The organism is Pseudomonas sp. MIS38 (assembly GCF_019891575.1).
GTDB lineage: Bacteria > Pseudomonadota > Gammaproteobacteria > Pseudomonadales > Pseudomonadaceae > Aquipseudomonas > Aquipseudomonas putida_A.
The window spans coordinates 125190-146314 of record NZ_JAFLXF010000001.1; the positions used below are offsets into that span (position 1 = coordinate 125190).

Annotated in this window: 14 protein-coding genes; 2 read left to right on the forward strand and 12 right to left on the reverse strand. The window is 60.3% G+C overall.

What is annotated here, in order from left to right; genetic code table 11:
• Nucleotides 1-96 precede the first annotated feature (96 nt).
• Entirely contained in the window at nucleotides 97-921 is an 825-nt protein-coding gene (locus J1G18_RS00550; protein ID WP_223006930.1) for an SDR family oxidoreductase, read from the forward strand.
• Nucleotides 922-1131: 210 nt separating this feature from the next.
• On the opposite strand, the gene gbcB is transcribed toward J1G18_RS00550, so the two are convergent.
• Nucleotides 1132-2232, reverse strand: a complete 1101-nt coding sequence (gene gbcB / locus J1G18_RS00555) for a glycine-betaine demethylase subunit GbcB (RefSeq protein ID WP_135296724.1) — start codon at nucleotides 2230-2232, stop codon at nucleotides 1132-1134.
• 281 nt (nucleotides 2233-2513) lie between these two features.
• Here gbcB and gbcA point away from each other — a divergent pair, with 281 nt between their 5' ends.
• Nucleotides 2514-3809 (forward strand): glycine-betaine demethylase subunit GbcA, encoded by a 1296-nt coding sequence (gene gbcA, locus J1G18_RS00560; RefSeq protein ID WP_027610658.1) that lies wholly within the window; start codon nucleotides 2514-2516, stop codon nucleotides 3807-3809.
• Nucleotides 3810-3878: 69 nt separating this feature from the next.
• Here the strand turns inward: gbcA and J1G18_RS00565 are convergent, their stop codons facing one another.
• The 11 genes from J1G18_RS00565 to J1G18_RS00615 form a co-directional block, all read right to left on the reverse strand.
• Nucleotides 3879-4166 carry a hypothetical protein gene (locus J1G18_RS00565; RefSeq protein WP_064589561.1) on the reverse strand — a complete coding sequence of 96 codons (288 nt, stop codon included), beginning with the start codon at nucleotides 4164-4166 and terminating at the stop codon, nucleotides 3879-3881.
• A 28-nt stretch (nucleotides 4167-4194) separates the two neighbouring features.
• Nucleotides 4195-4821 (reverse strand): hypothetical protein, encoded by a 627-nt coding sequence (locus J1G18_RS00570; protein ID WP_064589562.1) that lies wholly within the window; start codon nucleotides 4819-4821, stop codon nucleotides 4195-4197.
• 529 nt (nucleotides 4822-5350) lie between these two features.
• Nucleotides 5351-6595 (reverse strand): metallophosphoesterase family protein, encoded by a 1245-nt coding sequence (locus J1G18_RS00575; RefSeq protein WP_223006931.1) that lies wholly within the window; start codon nucleotides 6593-6595, stop codon nucleotides 5351-5353.
• A 25-nt stretch (nucleotides 6596-6620) separates the two neighbouring features.
• Entirely contained in the window at nucleotides 6621-8489 is a 1869-nt protein-coding gene (locus tag J1G18_RS00580) for a hypothetical protein (protein WP_223006932.1), read from the reverse strand.
• Between the two features lie 208 nt (nucleotides 8490-8697).
• Nucleotides 8698-12150, reverse strand: a complete 3453-nt coding sequence (locus J1G18_RS00585) for a GMC family oxidoreductase N-terminal domain-containing protein (protein WP_223006933.1) — start codon at nucleotides 12148-12150, stop codon at nucleotides 8698-8700.
• Nucleotides 12151-13275: 1125 nt separating this feature from the next.
• Nucleotides 13276-14046, reverse strand: a complete 771-nt coding sequence (locus J1G18_RS00590) for an electron transfer flavoprotein subunit beta (RefSeq protein ID WP_223006934.1) — start codon at nucleotides 14044-14046, stop codon at nucleotides 13276-13278.
• 10 nt (nucleotides 14047-14056) lie between these two features.
• Nucleotides 14057-15277 carry an electron transfer flavoprotein subunit alpha/FixB family protein gene (locus J1G18_RS00595; RefSeq protein ID WP_134787510.1) on the reverse strand — a complete coding sequence of 407 codons (1221 nt, stop codon included), beginning with the start codon at nucleotides 15275-15277 and terminating at the stop codon, nucleotides 14057-14059.
• Nucleotides 15277-17226 (reverse strand): dimethylglycine demethylation protein DgcB, encoded by a 1950-nt coding sequence (gene dgcB, locus J1G18_RS00600; protein WP_223006935.1) that lies wholly within the window; start codon nucleotides 17224-17226, stop codon nucleotides 15277-15279. The genes J1G18_RS00595 and dgcB overlap by 1 nt, the downstream gene beginning before the upstream one ends.
• A 154-nt stretch (nucleotides 17227-17380) precedes the next feature.
• Entirely contained in the window at nucleotides 17381-19441 is a 2061-nt protein-coding gene (gene dgcA, locus J1G18_RS00605; protein WP_047596497.1) for a dimethylglycine demethylation protein DgcA, read from the reverse strand.
• Nucleotides 19442-19456: 15 nt separating this feature from the next.
• Nucleotides 19457-19987: a DUF5943 domain-containing protein gene (locus J1G18_RS00610; RefSeq protein ID WP_008083165.1), complete on the reverse strand. Its 531-nt coding sequence runs from the start codon at nucleotides 19985-19987 to the stop codon at nucleotides 19457-19459.
• A gap of 106 nt (nucleotides 19988-20093) precedes the next feature.
• Nucleotides 20094-21071, reverse strand: a complete 978-nt coding sequence (locus tag J1G18_RS00615) for a dipeptidase (RefSeq protein ID WP_007962626.1) — start codon at nucleotides 21069-21071, stop codon at nucleotides 20094-20096.
• Nucleotides 21072-21125 lie beyond the last annotated feature (54 nt).

Genomic DNA, 21125 nt, shown 5'->3' on the forward strand with positions numbered 1-21125 from the left:
GCGGCCTGCGGCAGCTCCTACAGGGATGGCGATGACTCTTGGTCTACATTGTCTGTCGAGCCCTCCGCTCACATAACAAGAAGCAGGAGCATCGGCATGTCGCTACAAGGCAAAACCCTGTTCATCACCGGCGCCAGCCGTGGCATCGGGCGTGAGATTGCGCTGCGTGCCGCGAAAGACGGGGCCAATATCGCGATTGCGGCCAAAAGCGCCGAAGCCCATCCCAAACTGCCCGGCACCATCCACAGCGTAGCCAAGGAAGTCGAAGCCGCTGGCGGCAAGGCATTGGCCCTGCAAGTCGATGTGCGTGATGAAGACGCGGTGCGCAATGCGCTGGCCCAGGCCAACGAGCATTTCGGCGGCATCGATGCGCTGGTCAATAACGCCGGGGCGATCAAGTTGACCGGCGTGCAGCACATCGAACTCAAGCGTTTCGACCTGATGCACCAGATCAACACCCGCGCGGTACTGCTGTGCAGCCAGGCCGCCCTGCCCTATCTGAAGAAATCCGCCGGACACATCCTCAACTTGTCGCCACCGCTGAACATGGCGAACAAGTGGTTTGCCCAGTTCAGCCCGTATACGGTGACCAAGTACGGCATGAGCATGTTGACCGTGGGCATGAGCGAGGAATTCGCCAGTTACGGCATCAGCGTCAATTCACTGTGGCCGCAGACCATGATTGCCACCGCCGCCATCGAATTCCAGCTGGGCAACCGTGAGTCGTTCAAGCATGCGCGCACGCCGGCGATCATGGCGGATGCGGCGCATGTGATCCTGGGAAGCAGCGCACGACAGATCACTGGACGGCTACTTATCGACGAAGAAATTTTGCGTGAGCACGGCGTGACTGAGTTCAAGCATTACCGGTTCGAACCGGGGAGTGATGCGGCGTTGATGACGGATTTGTTTATCGACTGAAAAGCCCCTCACCCTAACCCTCTCCCGGAGGGAGAGGGGACTGATTGGGGGATATTTGAGAATTACCCCGACCTGAATCTGCTTTACCGAATCCATAATCGATAAGGTCTTTCAGGGTCGATGTATAGCGCCAGACACCTCGGTCGGCCCCCTCTCCCTCTGGGAGAGGGCTGGGGTGAGGGGCAAGCCGTACGCAAAGTTCGCCCCAGCTCAGAATTCGATTCTGACGTCGCCCTTCGGCACGCTGCAGCACGACAAGATAAACCCTTCCGCCTCGTCGTCCTCGGTAATCCCGCCGTTGTGCTCCATCTCTACTTCGCCCCCAAGCTTCATCACCTTGCACGTGCCGCAGATCCCCATGCCGCAAGCTTTCGGGATCATCAGGCCCAGCTTGGCCGCCGCCGCGTGCACGGTTTCGCCCGGGGCCACGCGAATGCTTTTGCCGGACGCGGTGAATTCGACCTGATGCAGATCCGCTGCATCGATTTCCGGAGCCTCGGCTGCCTGCTCGGCTTGCTCCACCGCATCGGCACGAGCCTCCGGTGGCGTGGCGCCGAAGGATTCCTCGTGATAACGCGACATGTCGTAACCGGCCACTTCCAGCAGGCGCTTGACCGCGTTCATGTACGGCGTCGGGCCGCAGCAGAACACTTCGCGTTCGAGGAAGTCCGGCACCATCAGTTCCAGCATCTTGTGATTGAGGTAGCCGCGATAACCGGCCCACGGCTCGCCCAGCCCGTGTTTCTCGCAGATCAGGTGCAGGCTGAAGTTGTCGATTCGCGACGCCATGTGTTCCAGCTCGCGGTGGTAAATGATGTCTTTCGGCGAGCGCGCGCTGTGGATAAAGGTCATGTCGACGTTGGCGTTGGTGTCGTAGAACCAGCGCGCCATCGACATGCACGGAGTGATCCCCACGCCGCCGCTGAGATACAGCACTTTCGGACTCGGGAAGTCGATGGCGTTGAACAGCCCGACCGGGCCGTGCACTGCCAGCTCCTGGCCTTCATGCAGGGTGTCGTGCAGCCAGTTGGAGACCTTGCCGCCCGGCACGCGTTTGATAGTCACCGAGAAGCTGTACGGCACCGACGGCGAACTGGAAATGGTGTACGAGCGCATGATCGGCTGGCCGTCGATTTCCAGCTCCAGGGTCACGAACTGCCCGGGCTTGAAGAAGAACAGGATCGGCTGGTCGGCCATGAAACAGAAGGTGCGCACGTCCCAGGTTTCCTGGATGACTTTGACGCAACGGACGATGTGTCGGCCATTGGCCCAGGTCTGGGTGGTGACCGGATTCAGGAAGCTGTTGGACATGCTGTTCTCCACGGCCGACTGTCGGCCTTCATGTGGCGATTCTGCGTATAGCGTGAACCGTCCGTTTACCTATCCGCGACATCGGCATACTTATCGCGACCAGCCCCCAACCGCCGGGGGTTGCGCGTCGGGAACAGATTGCACCATGTCGCCCATGGATAAGGTTCCGGGCAGCGCCGGCCCCACACTCGCCCCACACCAAGACGAATTCTTTACACCTTGCGTAGCAACCCTGATCAGCCACTTTCGCGGCCACGCAGATGGCCTTGAGGAATACATCGATGGACGTCACCGCAAAAATCAGCCTGGGCGATCCGCTGGAACCCGCACGCAAGGCCACCGCACAGATGCTGCAGGAGCGCGAGCGCACTTTCTCGCTGCCGCAGCCGTTCTACAGCGACGAACGCCTGTTCGATATCGACATGCAGGAGATCTTCCAGAAAGAGTGGTTGATCGCCGGCATGACCTGCGAGATCCCGGCCAAGGGCAACTACCTGACCCTGCAGGTCGGCAAGAACCCGATCATCGTCATTCGTGGCGCCGACGGCGTGGTCCACGCGTTCCACAACGTCTGTCGCCACCGTGGCTCGCGTCTGTGCACCAGCGAAAAGGGCAAGGTTGCCAAACTGGTCTGCCACTACCACCAGTGGACCTACGAGCTGGACGGGCGCCTGCTGTTCGCCGGCACCGAGATGGGCGCCGACTTCGACATGAAGCAATACGGCCTCAAACCGGTGAACGTGAAGACTGCCGGCGGCTACATCTTCATCAGCCTGGCGGAGAATCCGCCGGCCATCGATGACTTCCTGTCGACGCTGAACCACTACATGGAACCGTACGACATGGAGAACACCAAGGTGGCGATCACCACCACCTTGATGGAAAAGGCCAACTGGAAACTGGTGCTGGAAAACAACCGCGAGTGCTACCACTGCAACGCGTCGCACCCGGAACTGCTGAAAACCCTGCTGGAATGGGACGACGTCACCGACCCGCGTGCCGATCAGGCGTTCAAGGATCACGTCGCCGCGTCTGCTGCTGCGTGGGAAGCCGAGAAGATCCCTTACGCCCACGCCAGCTTCGGCCTGCGCAACCGCATCGTGCGCATGCCGCTGCTCAAGGGCACCGTGTCGATGACCCTGGACGGCAAACAGGGCTGCGCCAAACTGATGGGCCGGATCAAGAACCCGGATCTCGGTTCGATGCGCATCCTGCACCTGCCGCACTCGTGGAACCACTGCATGGGCGACCACATCATCGTCTTCACCGTATGGCCGATCAGCGCCCAGGAAACCATGGTCACCACCAAATGGCTGGTGCACAAGGACGCGGTCGAAGGCGTGGATTACGACGTCGAGCGCATGCGCCAGGTGTGGGACGCGACCAACGATCAGGACCGCCGCCTGGCCGAAGAGAACCAGCGCGGGATCAACTCCACGGCTTATCAGCCGGGGCCTTACTCCAAGACCTATGAGTTTGGCGTGGTCAACTTCGTGGATTGGTACAGCGAGCGGATGCTGAACAACCTTGGGGCGGAACCTGCGCCGTACCTCAAGGGCGTGCCGGTTCAGGGTTGAAAATCGCCAGTGCCGACAATAAAAAACCGCGAGCACGCTCGCGGTTTTTTTATTGCAGCCGTGGCACCGTTACCAGTTCCAGGATCTGATGATGCTCTGCGCCGCCTCGAAGATATTGTTCACATCAGCGGCACTCGGCGGACGTTTATAGTCCGGGTCGATTTTTCTTTGCAGCGCATCGTACAAACCATCGATCTTTTCTTCGGTTCGTTTCTTGTCGCGAAGTCGAAGAGCATCGAGCTTTGCTTTATTTGCATCAAGCGCCCGATTTTCTTCAAGATTGATTGCGCGACACCACTCGCCTTCAATAGGATCGATAAACGGCGGTGGCCCGATGGGTTTAAATGGTTTGATCATTAAACACCTCACAGACCATAAAATGGCTTCAGGAGAACCAGCCTCCAATCCAACTGACGACCGAATTGAAAGTATTGGTAATTTTCTCCCAGACATTCTTCAGCCAACTGAGGATCTTCTGGCCAATCTCGATAAAGAAGTCACCGATCTTGTTGAGTACGCCATTAAAGAGATTGCCAAAGTTTTCCATAAAACCAATAACCGCATCGGCACTGGCCGGAAATTTGTCAACTTCATTGATGGCCGCGTCGTAGATTTTGTCGATTCGCTCTTCGGCAGCCTTCTGGTCACGTTTACGCAGCTCCTCAAGTTTTTCCTTGTAGGACTTGGTATCGGTCGACCCGGAATTCTGGAACGCTTCGGTGGCTTTCACCAGCCCTTTTTCCGATTGATTCGACTGTCCTTCTCCTGCTTCCCTGGCTTCTTTTTCCAGCCTTTTCACACCTGGATCATTGGCGCCATTACTCAGATAAAGGCTGCGCAGGTGAATCTGTTGCAGGCGTGGCGAAGCCATCAGTACGCCTCGTGCCGCACCCGACGAGCGTTTCTTGGCATGAACGCGCATTTCGTTCAGCAGTTCGACATAAGCCTCTTTCGACGGAGGAACGGCCGCTTCGGCGACCGACTTGACTTTTGACTTGGCTGCTTCAGACATTTTGGAACTCCTTGTAGTGTTGTATTTATCGCATTTGGTGTTGTGCCCCGGCAGACAAATGCTGCTGATAAAACCGGCAGACAGCACTCGTCAAAAAACTCATACTCCGCCCATGCAACTGCTCGTTGTCTTTTTAATTCCGGCAATTATCAAACAGCATCCCACATGAAATACGCGCGAATTAAACAGCTTTCGCAGCGCCATCCCGAAATGGATTAATCACAAAGTAGGGTTTCTTGATAAAAAGCCAATAAATTGACTAAAAGTACTCCATTACAAAAAAACTCCTGCATTGAACCCGGCGGAATTTATTGCTGAACAATTTTGTTCAATTCCTCACGTGCAGCCAAGTAAAGTCGCAGCCACCATACCTGTCAAACTTGCCAATAGAACTATCGGAAACTGTTTCTATTTTGATTCGGCATATACCGACAACTAAACCCTTTAACTAGCCAGCACAAGAGGAGTTAAGGTTTTTATATTTTCAATGCATGAAAAGGCCTGCGGTACAGATACCGCAGGCGCCCGGTCATGTGGATGACCACCTCACACTGCCATCCTCCCCAATAAACTCCTCAAAAATATCCTCTCCCACCAACCTGATTTTCGCGTACCCGTTCAACACCCGCAGTGGATACGCCGGGTCGTTGGCATCCTGCGTCTCCGACCACAACACCCGCGAATGCCCGTTCAGCTCGCTGGCATTGCCATAGGGAATCGCCCCGTGCCCGGCGCAGCGCGCGTGCAAACCGCCCTGCTGTGCATAGACGATGCCGTTGTGCAGATGCCCCCAGTACCAATAATCCGGCTCGCGCCCCAGGGCATCGCACACCGGTTGATACAGCGCGGTCTGGTGATGCCCGGAAATATCGAAGCCCTGGTGATGGCTGAGTACCATGATCTTTTTGCGCTTGGGCAAGGCTTTCATCCAAGTGATCTGCGGCTCGTTGAGTGTGCCGTCCATGTACAGGTTCATCGCGTCCGAGGCATACGCCGAATCCAGCCCGACCACTAGCCAGTCGTCGTTGATCAAGGCGAAATAACTGGTGCCCTGCTGCCCCGGAAAGCGCTTGGCCAGTTCCTTGAAATAGCCGTGGGCGCCGCTGTACATCTCGTGGTTGGAGTTGAGGGTGAACGAGCCGTGGCTGCCCATCGGCCAACCGGCCATGTCGACGTCTTCCTGCGAATGGCTGCCGGCGTAGTAGACGTCGCCCAGATGGATGGTGAAATCCGCTTGCGCCAGTTGCATCTGGTTGGCGACTGAAACTGCCGGCGCATGACTGTCGAAGGGGCCGGTGCCCCAGTCGCCGGCAATCGCCAAAGTCACGTCGCGCTCCATCTGCACCACCGCCGGGTCAGTGCCGAAGGTCGCGTGATGGCGCAGGTTTTCAATCCACTTGAGCAATGCCTCGCTCCACAGCAGATCAAGCAATTCCCACTTGCGACAGCCGAGCAGGCTGCCGTCCTGCAACACCCGGGTTGCCAGTTGATCCGGCGATTGCGGCAACGGTGTGGCATTGCCGATACGCAGGATCGACAACCCGTGGGACAACTCCCACGGCACCGCCGGCTCGTCGCCCGGCAACTCACCGTTTTTCAGCACGTACTGCGCCTGATCGTGACCGCGCTGCAGCAGCTTGATGATCGCCTGAAACTCCTGCGGTTCCAGCTCGCTGATGAGCTTCATCCAGGCCATTTCCATGCGCGTGAACAAGCCGTGAATGCGCAGTTTGACCTTGTCGTACTCGTGTTCCCAATGACTGACCAGTGACATGGCGTAATCCTCTATCCGTAAGGGCTCACAGGGTTTTCATGAATTCGATCAACGCACGTTTGTCGTCGTCCGACAGCGTGGTGCCATACAGGTGACCGCTGTTGTGGTTGCCCTCCAGTCGGGTGTCGTATTTGAAATCCGCCGAGGCTTTGGCCTGAGCGCCCGTGGTGACGAAACCGACGTTGACCGGGTCGTAGACGTCGGAGCCGGTGATGAACACCACCGGACGTTTTTCCGGCGGTTGCAGCAGATCCCACAGGGTCGGCACCGAACCGTTGTGCAGGTAAGGCGCGCGCAGCCAGATACCGTCAGTCGGCGTGTTGCTGTAGCTCTGGGTCTTGCGATACGCGCCGAAGTCGAACGGCGGTTTCTTGAAGGTATGGAACGCCGTCACCAGACCGGTGGTGAACGAATCGAGCCGATGTGGATCGGTGCCGAGCTGGTCGATGTTGGTGGTCACTTGCCCGGTGTCGGCGCGTCCGAAGTCGTGGCACGCGGCGCAATTTGCATCCCAGATCGGCTTGCCTTGCGCGACTTTCGCCTGATCCAGCGCCCACGGCCACGCCGGCGCCTTGTGCCCGAGCAGCCAGTTGGTCACTCGGTTGAAGCTCGGCGGCAGCACCGACTCCGGCGTTGCGCCCACGGCCATCGCGGCGGCGTAGTTGCGCTCGTGGATCTTGTTGTTATTGCCGTCCCAGTGCAGGTACATCGATTCCCGCGGCTTCTGGTTCCACACTTGCGGCAGATCGACGGTGCCGATGGTCGAGTCATCCGGGAAGCCGAACACCACCATTTTCGTCGGGTTGAAGGTGTCGGTGCGGCCCGGGCCCTGTTGCGGCCGCAGCTTCTGCCAGGCGTAGGCCTGTTTCTGCTTGAGCAAAGCGCTCTTCGCCATCGGAATAATCAGATAGCGGTTGTAGAGCTTCTCGAAAAAGCCCAGCTGGAATTTGCCGTTGATCGCCGCCATCACCGCGTCGGTGGTGAATTTCGGGTCGCTGGCGCAATCGTAGGCGAACCACTGGAAGGCCTGCAGTTGCAGGGTGTTGGCCGGCGCGCTCGGCACGTTGACCGCAACGTCGCTGGCATTGGCCCGGTAGGAGCCGGTGTGACACAGCGCGCAGTTCGGTTCCACGGTCGGGTAACCGATCTGCCGCTTGGCCATGCCGATCGGCAGGTCCTTGCCGTTTTCATAGAGAAAGCCGAAGACTTCCCAGCCGCCGGGTTTGGGCAGTTTTTCCGGGCACATCTGCGGCAGCACGGCGAACAGGTAATACGGGATCCGCGCTTCGATACCGAGGCCGATGGCGGCGTATTTGTAGTGGTCTTCGTCGGAGGCGTATTCCTGCTCCGGCACCACCCGCAGCATCTGGTACCAGGTCTGGTAACCGATGAAACCGAGCAGCGCCACCACGATCAAGGTGCCGACCTTGAAGGCATGGCTCTGCCATTGCCGCGCCCAGGCCGCGCGCCACTCGCGACAGCCATCGCAGAGCAGCGCCCATGGCCGGTTCGCGGGCGTGGTGCCGAGGTACAGCAGAATACCGAGGATCAGGAAGAAGCTCAGATCGCCCATCAGCATCGGCACGAACACCGAACCCTGAATGCTCGTATTGATCAGGTAAATCCAGAACACCACGGCGATCAGCCGCGTCAGCACGCACAGCCAGGAATGCACCACATAGCGCGGCGCATTGAAGCCCGACGGCATGTAAAACACGCTGATGCCCACCAGCAGCATCCCGGCGTTTTCCAGCCACGGGTCGGAGAGTTGCGGCGGCAGACCGACCACCGATGTCAGCAACCCCGGCGCGAACAGCGCCGGGATCGCGAACACCATGTTCATCGCAATGCCGATCCAGATGAAGCGTTGAAACCAGCGGATGTAGCTGTCCATATCATCCATTTCCTTCTGACCACCAACCAGCGATGTCCCCTGTGGTGAGGGGATTTATCCCCGATGGGTCGCGAAGCGGCCCCAAACCCTGCCGGCGCGGTCTGTCAGGATGATCGCGCACTCAGGTTTTACGACTGCTGCGCAGCCGATCGGGGATAAATCCCCTCGCCACAGAGAATCTCCTCAACACAGAAATCAGTAATCGATCTCAGCCGAGGGCCGTTTTCTCCAGGTGCTCAAGGATGAGCGGATACACATCCACCACCGCGTTCTTGCCGAACATGCAGTCGATGTGGCCGTAACCCGGCACTACGTGCCGGCTGTAGCGCTCCGGCCCGTGGACTTCGCAGACTCGCTGGTAGGTCTTGAGCGTGCTTTCCGGCAGATAGCACTGGTTCTCCGCGCCGCTGATAAAGCAGATCGGCATCGTCAGCCGCTGGAAGTGCGGCATGTACACATCGTTGCCTTTGAAATCCACCAGATGCCCTTTGCGCACGATCAGCGCCAGGTGCTCGAAGGTCTCGATGTTCGACTCGCCGAACAGCTCGTGCAGGTTGTCGTGCAGGGTTTCGTTGAGGGTGTCGTGGCGATACAGCGAGGCGTACATGAAAGTGATGCGGTGGCACACCGGGTTGGTGCAATAACCCTGCGCCTCGATTCGCGCGTAACCGTTGAGGGCCTTGTCGTAGAGGCGGTTGAACCAGTTCTCCTTGCTGTCGGCGTAAGCCGTCATCGACTTGATGCCGATGGCGTCGAGCATTCCCGGCAAGTGCAGACCAGCCTTCAATCCGGTGGCTGTGGCGACCACGGTGTCAGCGGCAATCTGCGAGCAGACCACCGAACGCACACCCTGCAGCCCTGCCAGCAACGACATGAAGAACGTGGTCGCGCCGTAGCAATGCACCACGCACTGCACGTCTTTGGCCTGCGTCTCCTGCTGAATTTGCGCAATGGCAGCCTTGAAGTCGTACTGGGCGATCTGGTCGCCATTCCACTCTTTCTTGCTCGCCGGCAGCAGAATGCTCACCCGGAAATCCAGCAGCCACACGTCATAGTCGTGCTTGCACAGGTACTCCAGCAGGTTGGTCTGGATGGTGTCGGTGGAAAAGATATTCGAGCCGACGCCCAGGCCATGCACCAGCATCACCGGGCCTTTGCTACCGGCCTGATAACGGGTCAGGCGCAGCTCGACGCCGTCCTCGGTGGGGAAGAAATGCACCGCCGGGATCGGCGCATCCAGTGGCCGTTTCAAGCGTGGCGGCGCGTCGGGGTTGAAGTATTTGTCACCGGCGAAGACCCCGCCGTAACTCTCCCAGAGAATTCCGGCGAAGAACTTGCCGAAGCGCGCCAGGCCTTCGATGCGCTCGCGCTCGTTGCGCGCGTTGAGCACTTTCATGGTGGTCATCTGCTTGGCGAAATCGGTCGGATGAATGTGCATCACCCCGGAGCCGATCACCTCGCCCGACTTGTCCGGCCCGCGATACAGCGTCACGTACAGGGTGCTGGTGTCGTGCCAGATGTTGAGCACGCCGTTGTCTTCCGGCACGGTTTTGAAGGCGCTGAAGAAGTAGTCGCTGCCGTCCTCGGCGGTCAGTTTCATGTCGTATTTCATGTGCCGCGTGTCGACCTGCTGCTCGAATTGCTCGAACAGATTGAACACGCCGTTGCTGGCGGTCAGCGGTTGCGGCGACAGCGCCGGGGCATTGACCGTACCGACAATGGTCGCGGCGTGCTCCGGTTCCTTGATCATCCGGTTGAGGTCGTTGGCGGTGATGGTCAGGGTGAAGTCGATTGGCGAGTTGTCCGCCTCGCCGCGTTTGGCCGCCGCTTCGTAGACTTTCAGATCGGTGCTTTGCGCGGCGGTGAAGGCGCGGGAGAAATAGCCTTTCATGGTTTCGGTGAACTGCACGCCGAGGGTCGGCGGCGCTACCTGTTTGCGCGGTGCCGACGGCAGCGTGTAGTCGATCTTCCAGCCACGGTCGGCGGCCAGCAGGCCCATGTTGCGTTCACTCACGGCGGAGATGGTCAGCAGCGGATTGACCGCCAGCGAGGTCGGGATCACCGCGCCGTCGGTCACGTACAGACTGGCGTAAACATCGGTGCCGGCCGCGCCGCTGAACACCTGGCCCTTGTGATTGACCACGCCTTGCGTCGCGTCTTCGCCCATCACGCAACCGCCCAGCGGATGCACCGAGACGATGCTGTGCTTGAGCAGTTGGGTCCAGATCGGGTTCTCGACCCAGACCCCGCCCAGTGCCTTGGTGCTCTGGTACAAACGTTGGTTGCCGAGCTTGAAGTTTTCCTGCTCGCCGACACCCGGCCAGTCGATGCGCAACTGGTCCTTGTTGTCGAGAATCATCCGGCCCTGACCGCTGTCGTGGCTCATGATCAGGTAGGTCTGCATGTTGTGCAGCGCGCCGTAATAGGGGCCGCGCAGGAAGCTTTCGGCCTCGCGCTCCTTGTAGCCGAGCTTGCCGCTGAAACTGTCGTCCGTGGCCTTGCCGATCATCTGGGCAAACCCGGCCATCGCCGGCACCATCGGCCGGCCGAGGGCGCCAGGGATCGAGCCTTCCTCGATGACCATGCGGCTGCGCCAGTCACCTTCGGTGCGCATGTCGATGATCGAGGTGATGCACGGGCCGACCGGGTGCAGCTCCTTGGCCGAATGCGCGCCGAAGCCGATGCCGTTGATGGTCTGCTCGCAGTTGTGGCCGAAACCGAGGATGTCGCCGTTACCGCTCATGTTCTCGCCGAGCTGACCGGACATCACCAGACCCTTGTCCCCCGAACGCAGCAGAATTTCGGTAGAGCCGAGGGTGCCGGCGGAGACCACGACGATATCGGCCTTCACGAACAGCGTCGGCGCGTCGAATTTCTCGCGCCCGCTGTCGAGGTACTGGAAGTGCACGATCCAGCCATCGCCGTCGCGCTCCAGATGCCGCACCTCAGCCTGGCAGAAAATCTCCGCGCCATGGTTCCAGGCATCCGGCAGATAGTTCATCAGCGTGGTGTTCTTGGCCTTGTTGTTACAGCCCGAGACGCAGTCGCCGCACTGGTTGCACGGCAGTTGCTCGACGCCGACGTGGTTGAGGTTGTTCGGCAGTTTGTCGAAGGTCACGTTGATCGGTGGCTTGTAGAAATGCGCGCCTTGCTTGAGGTAGTCCGCAGACTTTTTGTTGGCGTCGAGCTTGGGCAGGTTCGGCGCGTTGTTCGGGTACGGATTGGGCTTGAGCATTTCCCGGGCGCGGGCGTAACCGTCCTTGAGCAGCGTATCGCGATGATCGCGTACCGCCTGCGGCCAGCGTGGATCCTCGAACACCCCGGGTTCCGGCTCCAGGGCAACGTTGGCGTTGATCAGCGATGTACCGCCGAGGCCGCAGCCGACCACCACGTTCTGCTGGGCATTCACATGCAGGTCGAACAGTCCGGTGCGCGAGCCAATGTGGCCGTCCGGGTCATGCACCTGCAGCTCTTCAGTCGCGGCGATCATGGTGTTGGGGTATTCACCGGGCTGGATTTCCCGCCCGCGTTCGAGCAGGCACACCTGCTTGCCGGCCCGGGACAGGCGCGATGCAGCAATGCCGCCGCCATAACCGGAGCCGATGACGATCACGTCGTAGTGTTCCTTGATCTCGCTGATGGGCGTTGCGATGCGTGTCATGAGGGTGTTCCTCTCTCAGGCAGATGGGGCAACTCTGCGGTTGCCTGCAATCAATGGGCGAACGGGCACCTGGCCTCCGGGTCGAGCCCGGCGACAGCACAGCGGTTAAAGCAGGAGGTCGCTACAGACGAGCGCGTTGATTGGCCGCACGACGTAACGTGCGCTTGCGTGGCGAGGGGGGATGGCGATGTGGGCGGCTATCCATCATGCGTTCTCCCAGAACCTGATGTGGATAAGTGACGGCTGTCCTTGTGCCATTGCAGTGAAGACAGCGCAGGAATCGAAGTCAAGGCAACGCTTTAGAACTGTATGAAATCTGATCAATTGCCGTTTGGACTATGCCCGGCGGGGCCTGCAGGGTTTGGCGAACAAGTTATCCACATAGCCATGCACAGCAAATGGGGGTAACTGTGGATGAATGGAAAAATAACTGCCTGATTTGTGAAGAAAAATCGTGACTTATCCAAAATTATGGTTTGCCAGACACATTGGCTATTTTTTGATCAAGTCTTTGTAAGCCACGGTTTTCATGGCTTGTAGAGGATGGCGAACACGTTATCCACAGAAGCACCAACAGAGTTCGGGGGTAACTTTGTCTTGTCTGTGGAAAAGCGTTAGAGGGTGTGTGAAATCGGGGGGTGCGTGGGAGTTTTGCGTAGAAACAGCTGATTTGATTGTTTTTTGATCAACTCTTCGCAGGCCACGGTTGGTATGGGTCTCAGCGGATAGCGAACATCTTATCCACAGAAGCGCCAACAGAGAATGGGGGCAACTTGCTCAGTTATCCAAGAGAAAAAGTCCAGGAAATCCGTGACTTAGGCTGGTTGTTTTTTGATCGCAGCGCTGTAAGGCTTGATTGGCGTGGGGTGCGGGCAAAGGCAAACACGTTATCCACAGATCCGCCAACAGGGATTGTGGGTAAACACTACCCCTCACCCCAGCCCTCTCCCAAAGGGAGAGGGAGCCGACCGCATCGCCTGTTCAAACTCCACCGACCTGAACGAACATTGTGATCTCAGGCTTGGCCAGACCAAGGTCACTGCGCAATCGCAGGTCGATGTAATTAGCCAATACCACTCGGTCGGTCCCCTCTCCCTCCGGGAGAGGGCTAGGGTGAGGGGCTTTTCAGCGAACAACCCCTTCTTCGATCAGGAGTTTGAGGATCGCTTCAGCGCCGGCCTGCGCGGTGACGCCTTTAAGCACTTGTCCACCGCCGCCACTGGCTTTAGCGGTGGCAGCTTTCATGCGGTCCGCACCGCTCTTGGCCTTGATCACCTTCAAACGTTTCGGCCGTGGCTTGGCCGGTTGCAGTGTGGAGACGGCCAGCAGTTCATCGTCCAGCACCTCAACGTCTTCGGCATTCAACACCCCGCGTCGCGCCGGACCGTAGGCACTCTGCCGAGGTTTGGGCGCGGCGTTATCCACAGTCGCCAGAAACGGCAGCTTCACCTTCAACCGGCGTCGCTGCCCACGGGGCAAGGCTTGCAGCACCAGCGCCGAACCATCATTGATCGACTCGACCTGCGCCAGCCCCACCACCAGCGGCCAGCCCAGCCCCTCGGCCAGCAGGAACGGCAACATGCCCGAGCCTTCGCCGGTTTCCGCCTGACTGCCGGTCAGCACCACTTGGGCGCCGGCCTCGCGCAGATACGCGGTCAGCCCCGGCAAGGCGTCGGCGCCAGCGGGTTGTTCCAGCACATGCAGCTGTCCCAGGCCCATGCCCAGATAGGCGCGCAGCGCCGGTTCCGCAACGTCCCCGGCATGCAGCACTTGCAGGTTATCCCCAGCCAGTTGCAGGCCCAGTTCCACGGCGCGGGCGTCCTGTTCGGCGCGGCGTGGCCGGCCCGACGTCGGGTGGGCACCGATGGAAACCAGACTGATGATCTTTGTGCTCATAACCCGTTCCTTAAGCCGCATCGCGCTTGGCTTCGTTGCGGTAAGCCGCTACCGCCGCGATCAACGCCTGAAGAATTTCCGCGCTCTCGCCAATCACCGAAAGATCGGCGCGTTTGATCATGTCGCAACCGGGGTCGAGGTTGATCGCCACCACCTTGTCGCAGGCACCGATGCCTTGCAGGTGCTGGATCGCCCCGGAGATACCCACAGCCACATAAACCCGTGCGGTGACCCAAGTGCCGGACGCACCGACCTGCCGATCACGCGCCATGAAGCCATCGTCCACCGCGACCCGCGAGGCGCCTTCGGTGGCACCGAGGGCGGCAGCGGTTTCGTGGAACAGCGCCCAGTCCTTGACCCCGTTGCCGCCGGAGAAAATGAACTCGGCTTCGGCCATCGGAATCGCCGCCGGGTCCACCGCGACCGCGCCAAGATCCTCGATCCGCGACAGGCTGCGCGCCACCGTTGTGGATAACTCCACCGGCAGTGCCTCATGACGGGTTTCGCTGACCGGTTCCGCGCATTCGGCTGCGGCCAGAATCAAGCGTGCGACCGGTCGCGCCAGGTCTTGCAGGCCTGCGCCAGCGCGACCGATGCATTCCTGATCCTTGACCTGCCAGACTCGCGTCGCCGGGCGTTCGCCCAGTGCCGCGGCAAAACGCCGACCGAGTTCACCACCACCGCTGCGGCTGTCCGGTAGCAGCCAGTGGCGTGGATTGAACTGGTTATCCACAGCCCGCAGGCCCTGCACCCGTTGCTCCGGTGCATAACCGCTGAATTGGTCGCCCTCCAGTACCAGCAAGCGATCGACGCCGGCCGTGGCGAAGGCGCTCTCTTTGTGTTCGCCAAACACCACCGCCAGCACCGCACCGTCGTTGCCGGCCAGTTGATGAGCCAGGCCCAACAGGTCACGGTCGTGGCTGCTCAGGCGGCCGCCGACCATGTCCGGCACCACGCTGATATAGAACGCCGGGGCTGGCACCTGATGCAGCGGCAACTGCACTTCAACCGTGGCCGAGCGTTTGACCGCTCCGCCCTGTTGCGCGCCGCTGCGATCGATACGCTTGATGCCGTTGGGGCCGATGAATCCGATGCCGTGCAGGTTCTTGCGGATGACGCCATTGGGGCCCATCCAGCTGTGTTGCGCCGGTTGCATCGCCGCGTGCAGCGGATGCAGACGGTTACGCGCAATCCATTCGGCGCGCGGGTCGCGGCGGATAATGTCGCTCATCAGTGGGCCTCCGCAGGTTCACGTTTGGCCGGTGCAGTCGGCTTGTTCGGCGCGGCGTCTTCGAGCAGCGCGTCGGCCACCAGTTCGGCGATGTCCTTGATCAGCGGACGCGGTTCGACCACGCCCTCGAGCATCGCAGTGCACTGTGGACAACCTACTGCCACCAGCTCGGCGCCGGTCTCGCGGATGTCATCCATGCGCATGTCGGGGATCCGCTGCTTGCCGGGAATGTCGGTGATCGGCGCACCGCCACCGCCGCCGCAGCAGCGCGAGCGGAAGCCGGAACGTTGCATCTCTTTGACCTCGATGCCGAGGGCGCGCAGCACTTCGCGCGGTGCCTCGTACTCGCCGTTGTAGCGACCGAGGTAGCACGGGTCGTGGTAGGTCACGCTGTTGCCTTTGTGCTGACCGAGGTTCAGCGCACCGGCCTGGATGATTTCCGCCATGTAGGTGCTGTGGTGCTGCACCAGGTAGTTGCCGTCGAACGCGCCGTACTCGTTTTTCAGCACATGGAAGCTATGCGGATCGCAGGTGACGATGCGGTTGAAGCTGTATTTGGCCAGGGTCTGGATATTGCGTTTGGCGAGCAGCTGGAAGGTCGCTTCGTCGCCTAAACGCCGGGCCACGTCACCGCTGTCACGTTCTTCGAGGCCGAGTACGGCGAAGTCGACCTTCGCGGCTTTCAGCACTTTGACGAACGCGCGCAGGGTGCGCTGGTTACGCATGTCGAAGGCACCGTCGCCGACCCAGAACAGCACGTCGGTGGATTTCTTTTCGCTAAGCAGAGTGAGGTTCAGATCCGCCGCCCAGTTCATCCGCCCGCCCGGAGCGAAACCGCCGGGGTTGTCAGTGGCGATCAGGTTTTCCAGGACCTCGGCACCCTTGTTCGGGGTCGCGCCTTTTTCCAGCGTCAGATGGCGGCGCATGTCGACGATGGCGTCGACGTGCTCGATCATCATCGGGCATTCCTCGACGCAGGCGCGGCAGGTGGTGCACGACCACAGGGTTTCGGCATCGACCAGACCATTGACGATCGGTTGATGCGGATTGCCGCTGTGCTCACCGATTGGCTTGCCCGGATAAGGGCTACCGGCAAACTTCGCGTCAGTGCCGCCAGCCAGGCCGACGACCATGTCCTGAATCAGCTTTTTCGGGTTCAGCGGCTGGCCGGCAGCGAAGGCCGGGCACGCCGCTTCGCACTTGCCGCACTGCACGCAGGCGTCAAAACCGAGCAACTGGTTCCAGGTGAAATCCTTGGGTTTTTCCACGCCCAGCGGTGCGGATGGATCGTTGAGGTCCAGCGGTTTCAACCCGGTGGAGCGACCGCCGCCAAAGCGTTCGGCGCGGCGGTGCCAGGCCAGGTGCAGCGCGCCGGCGAACGCGTGCTTCATCGGCCCGCCCCAGGTCATGCCGAAGAACAGCTCCGACACGCCCCACAAAACGCCGAGCCCGAGAATCGCCGCCAGCAGCCAGCCGCCGAAGTTTTCCGGGAGGATCCCGGCCACCGGCAGGGTCACCAGGAAGAACGAGGCGGAGAAAGCCAGCAGGCTTTTCGGCAGGCGCATCCACGGGCCTTTCGACAACCGTGCCGGCGGATTGAGCCGGCGCCGGTAAACGAAGATCGCGCCGACGAACATCACTGCCGTCATCAGCAGCAGCGCATAGCCGAGGATACGGTTATGCAGGCCGAAACCGTGCACCAGAATCGCCAGCACGATCGACGCCACCGCACCACCGGCCGTGGCGACGTGAGTGTTGGCGATGTATTTATCCCGCGCCACCACGTGGTGCAAGTCGACCATATAACGCTTGGGCATGGCGAACAGGCCGCCGATCAGATCGACCTTCGAGGCCCGGCCCCGACGCCACATAGCCACCCGCCGCAACGCACCCAGCACCGCAAGGGCCAGAGCTGCGAACAACAGGATTGGAAGAAGGGTGTTCAACATGGTGAAGCTCCCACCAGTACAGCCTGGAGAAACACGGTCTACATTACTGTGGGAGCGGGCTTGCTCGCGAAAGCGCTGGATCAGTCAACTCATGCAGAACTGACAGAATGCATTCGCGAGCAAGCCCGCTCCCACAGGGGTCATGTGCAAGTCCTTAGAAGTCTTTGCACAACCGCAGGGCGTCGTAGATCGCAGCGTGGGTATTACGCTGCGCCACGCAGTCGCCGATGCGGAACAGCAAGTAGCCGTCACCGGTGCTGCTCAACGATGGCTGCGGCTGGATCGCGAACAGCGCTTCCACGTCGATCTGGCCCTTGTTGCGCGAACCCTCTTTGAGCGCGTAGTAGATTTCCTCATCCGGACGCACGCCGTTTTCCACCACCACCTGATCGACCACCCGCTCCTCTTTGGCGCCGGTGTATTCGTTCTCCAGCACCGCCACCAGCTTGTCGCCTTCGCGGTAGACCTTTTCCAGCATCATGTCGCCGGTCATGATCACTTCTTTCGGGTACATGCTGCGGTAGTAAGTCGGGAACGATGTACCGCCGATGGCCACGCCCGGTTTGATGTCGTCGGTAACGATCTCGACCTGGCTGCCCTTGTCGGCGAGGAAGTCGGCGACCGACATCCCGGTGAACTCGCAAATGGTGTCGTAGACCAGCACGTTCTTGCCCGGCGCGACCTTGCCGTCGAGCACGTCCCAGCTGCTGACTACCAACCCTTCGGCGGCGCCCCAGTGTTCGTTCTGCTCAAGGAACGGATGCCCACCGACCGCCAGCACCACCACGTCCGGACGCAGATCCATAATGGTTGCCGCATCGGCCGCAGTGCCCAGACGCAGGTCGACTTTCAGCCGCGCCAGCTCCAGCTGGAACCAGCGGGTGATGCCGGCGATCTGGTCGCGCTGCGGCGCTTTCGACGCGGTAGTGATCTGCCCACCGATGAATTCTTTCTTCTCGAACAGGGTCACGTCGTGGCCACGCTCGGCAGAGACGCGTGCTGCTTCCATCCCGGCCGGGCCGGCACCAACGATCACCACTTTGCGTTTGACGCCTGTGGACTTCTCGATGATGTGCGGCACGCCCATGTATTCACGGGAGGTCGCGGCGTTCTGGATGCACAGCACGTCCAGACCTTGATACTGACGGTCGATGCAGTAGTTCGCACCGACGCACTGTTTGATCTGGTCGATCTGGCCCATCTTGATCTTGGCGATCAGGTGCGGGTCGGCGATGTGCGCGCGGGTCATGCCGACCATGTCGACGTAACCGCCCTCCAGTATGCGCGTGGCCTGGTTCGGGTCCTTGATGTTCTGCGCGTGCAGCACCGGCACCTTGACCACTTCCTTGATCCCGGCCGCCAGGTGCAGGAACGGCTCCGGCGGATAGCTCATGTTCGGAATCACGTTGGCCAGGGTGTTGTGGGTGTCGCAACCCGAGCCGACGACGCCGATGAAATCGAGCATGCCGGTGTCGTCGTAATACTTGGCGATCTGCTTCATGTCCTCGTGGGACAGACCGTCCGGGTGGAACTCGTCACCGCAGATACGCATGCCCACGCAGAAATCGTCACCGACCTCGGCGCGCACGGCTTTCAGCACTTCCAGGCCGAATTTCATCCGGCCTTCGAAGCTGCCACCCCATTCGTCGGTACGCTTGTTGACGCGCGGGCTCCAGAACTGGTCGATCATGTGCTGGTGTACGGCCGACAGCTCGACGCCGTCCAGGCCACCGGCCTTGGCGCGACGCGCCGCTTGCGCGTAGTTGCCGATCACCCGCCAGATTTCTTCCGGCTCGATGGTCTTGCAGGTCGCACGGTGCACCGGTTCACGGATACCCGACGGCGACATCAGGGTCGGCCAGTGGAAACCATCCCAACGCGAGCGTCGGCCCATGTGGGTAATCTGGATCATGATCTTGGCGCCGTGCTTGTGCATGGCGTCGGCCAGATTCTGGAAGTGCGGAATGATCCGGTCGGTGGACAGGTTGACCGAACTCCACCATTGCTGCGGACTGTCGATGGCGACCACCGACGAACCGCCGCAGATCGCCAGGCCAATGCCGCCCTTGGCTTTCTCTTCGTAGTATTTGACGTAGCGCTCGGTGGTCATGCCACCGTCAGTCGCGTAGACCTCAGCGTGCGCGGTGCTGAGCACGCGGTTGCGGATGGTCAGTTTGCCGATCTGGATCGGCTGGAACATTGCTTCGAAAGCCATGGCGGGTTCCTCGACTTACAACGGCTTGACGGTGAACAGGCCGTCGTCGTGGCCTTCTTCGGAGCCACCGTAGACTTGCTCGGCAACGGTGCGAATTTTGCTGCCGCGCGCCTCAAGAATCTGATCCATGGCGCCGGCAAACCAGCCAGTGAACATGTAATCGACCTTGCGCCCGACCTTGCCGTACACATAGACGAATGCCGAGTGTTCGAGCTTGACGCTGGCGGTACCTTTGTCGAGGTCGATGTCCTGGATCTTGAACAGGCCCCAACCGCGTTGCGACAGGCGCTTCATGTAGTGCTCGAACACCGCGACGCCTTCCAGGCCGTGGCATTCGGCTTCTTTTTCACACCAGTGCCAGGCCGACTTGTAGCCAGCCTTGTAGAGGATCTCGGCGTAGGCTTCGGCGCCCAGCACTTCCTCGATGCCCATGTGGTTGTTGACGAAGAAGTGACGCGGCACGTACAGCATCGGCAGGGCGTCGGAGGTCCAGACACCGGTCTCGCTGTCGACTTCGATTGGCAATTGCGGGGCGATCTTGGCCATGGAAACTTAACTCCAGAAAAATTTAGATTCAGTGTTGGCCGCAGCCCTCACCCCAGCCCTCTCCCCGAGGGAGAGGGGGCAGATCGGCGGCGGTCTTGAGTAAGCGTTACTCGCCCCAGACGTCTTTCAGGACGTTGACCCAGTTCTCGCCCATGATCTTGCGCACCACACGCTCGGAGTGGCCGCGCTTGAGCAGGGTTTCGGTCAGATTCGGGAACTCGCCGACGGTGCGGATGCCCAGCGGGTTGATGATCTTGCCGAAGCTGGTCAGACGACGGGCGTAGCCCTTGTCGTGGGTCAGGTATTCGAAGAAGTCCTGGCCGTGACCCTGGGTGAAGTCGGTGCCGATGCCGATGGCGTCTTCGCCGACGATGTTCATGGTGTATTCGATGGCTTCGGCGTAATCGTCGATGGTCGAATCGATGCCCTTGGCGAGGAATGGCGCGAACATGGTCACGCCGACAAAACCGCCGTGGTCAGCAATGAACTTCAGTTCAGCATCGGACTTGTTGCGTGGGTGCTCTTTCAGACCCGACGGCAGGCAGTGGGAATAGCAGACCGGTTTTTTCGATTCGAGGATGACTTCTTCGGACGTCTTGGAGCCGACGTGGGACAGGTCGCACATGACGCCGACGCGGTTCATCTCGGCGACGATTTCGCGACCGAAGCCCGACAGGCCGCCGTCACGCTCGTAGCAACCGGTGCCGACCAGGTTCTGGGTGTTGTAGCACATCTGCACGATGCCGACGCCGAGCTGCTTGAACACCTCGACATAGCCGATCTGGTCTTCGAACGCGTGGGCGTTCTGGAAGCCGAAAAGGATGCCGGTCTTGCCCTGCTCCTTGGCGCGGCGGATGTCGGCGGTGGTGCGCACCGGCATCACCAGGTCACTGTTTTCGCGGATCAGCTTCTGGCTGGCGGCAATATTGTTCACGGTCGCCTGAAAGCCTTCCCACACCGACACAGTGCAGTTGGCCGCCGTCAGACCGCCCTTGCGCATGTCTTCGAACAGCTCGCGGTTCCATTTGGCAATGATCAGACCGTCGATAACGATGCTGTCGGCGTGTAATTCGGCTGGGCTCATCAGGCGTCCCCTTATTGGCGATTCATGCGCCGAATCGTCTGCCGGCGCTTTGGG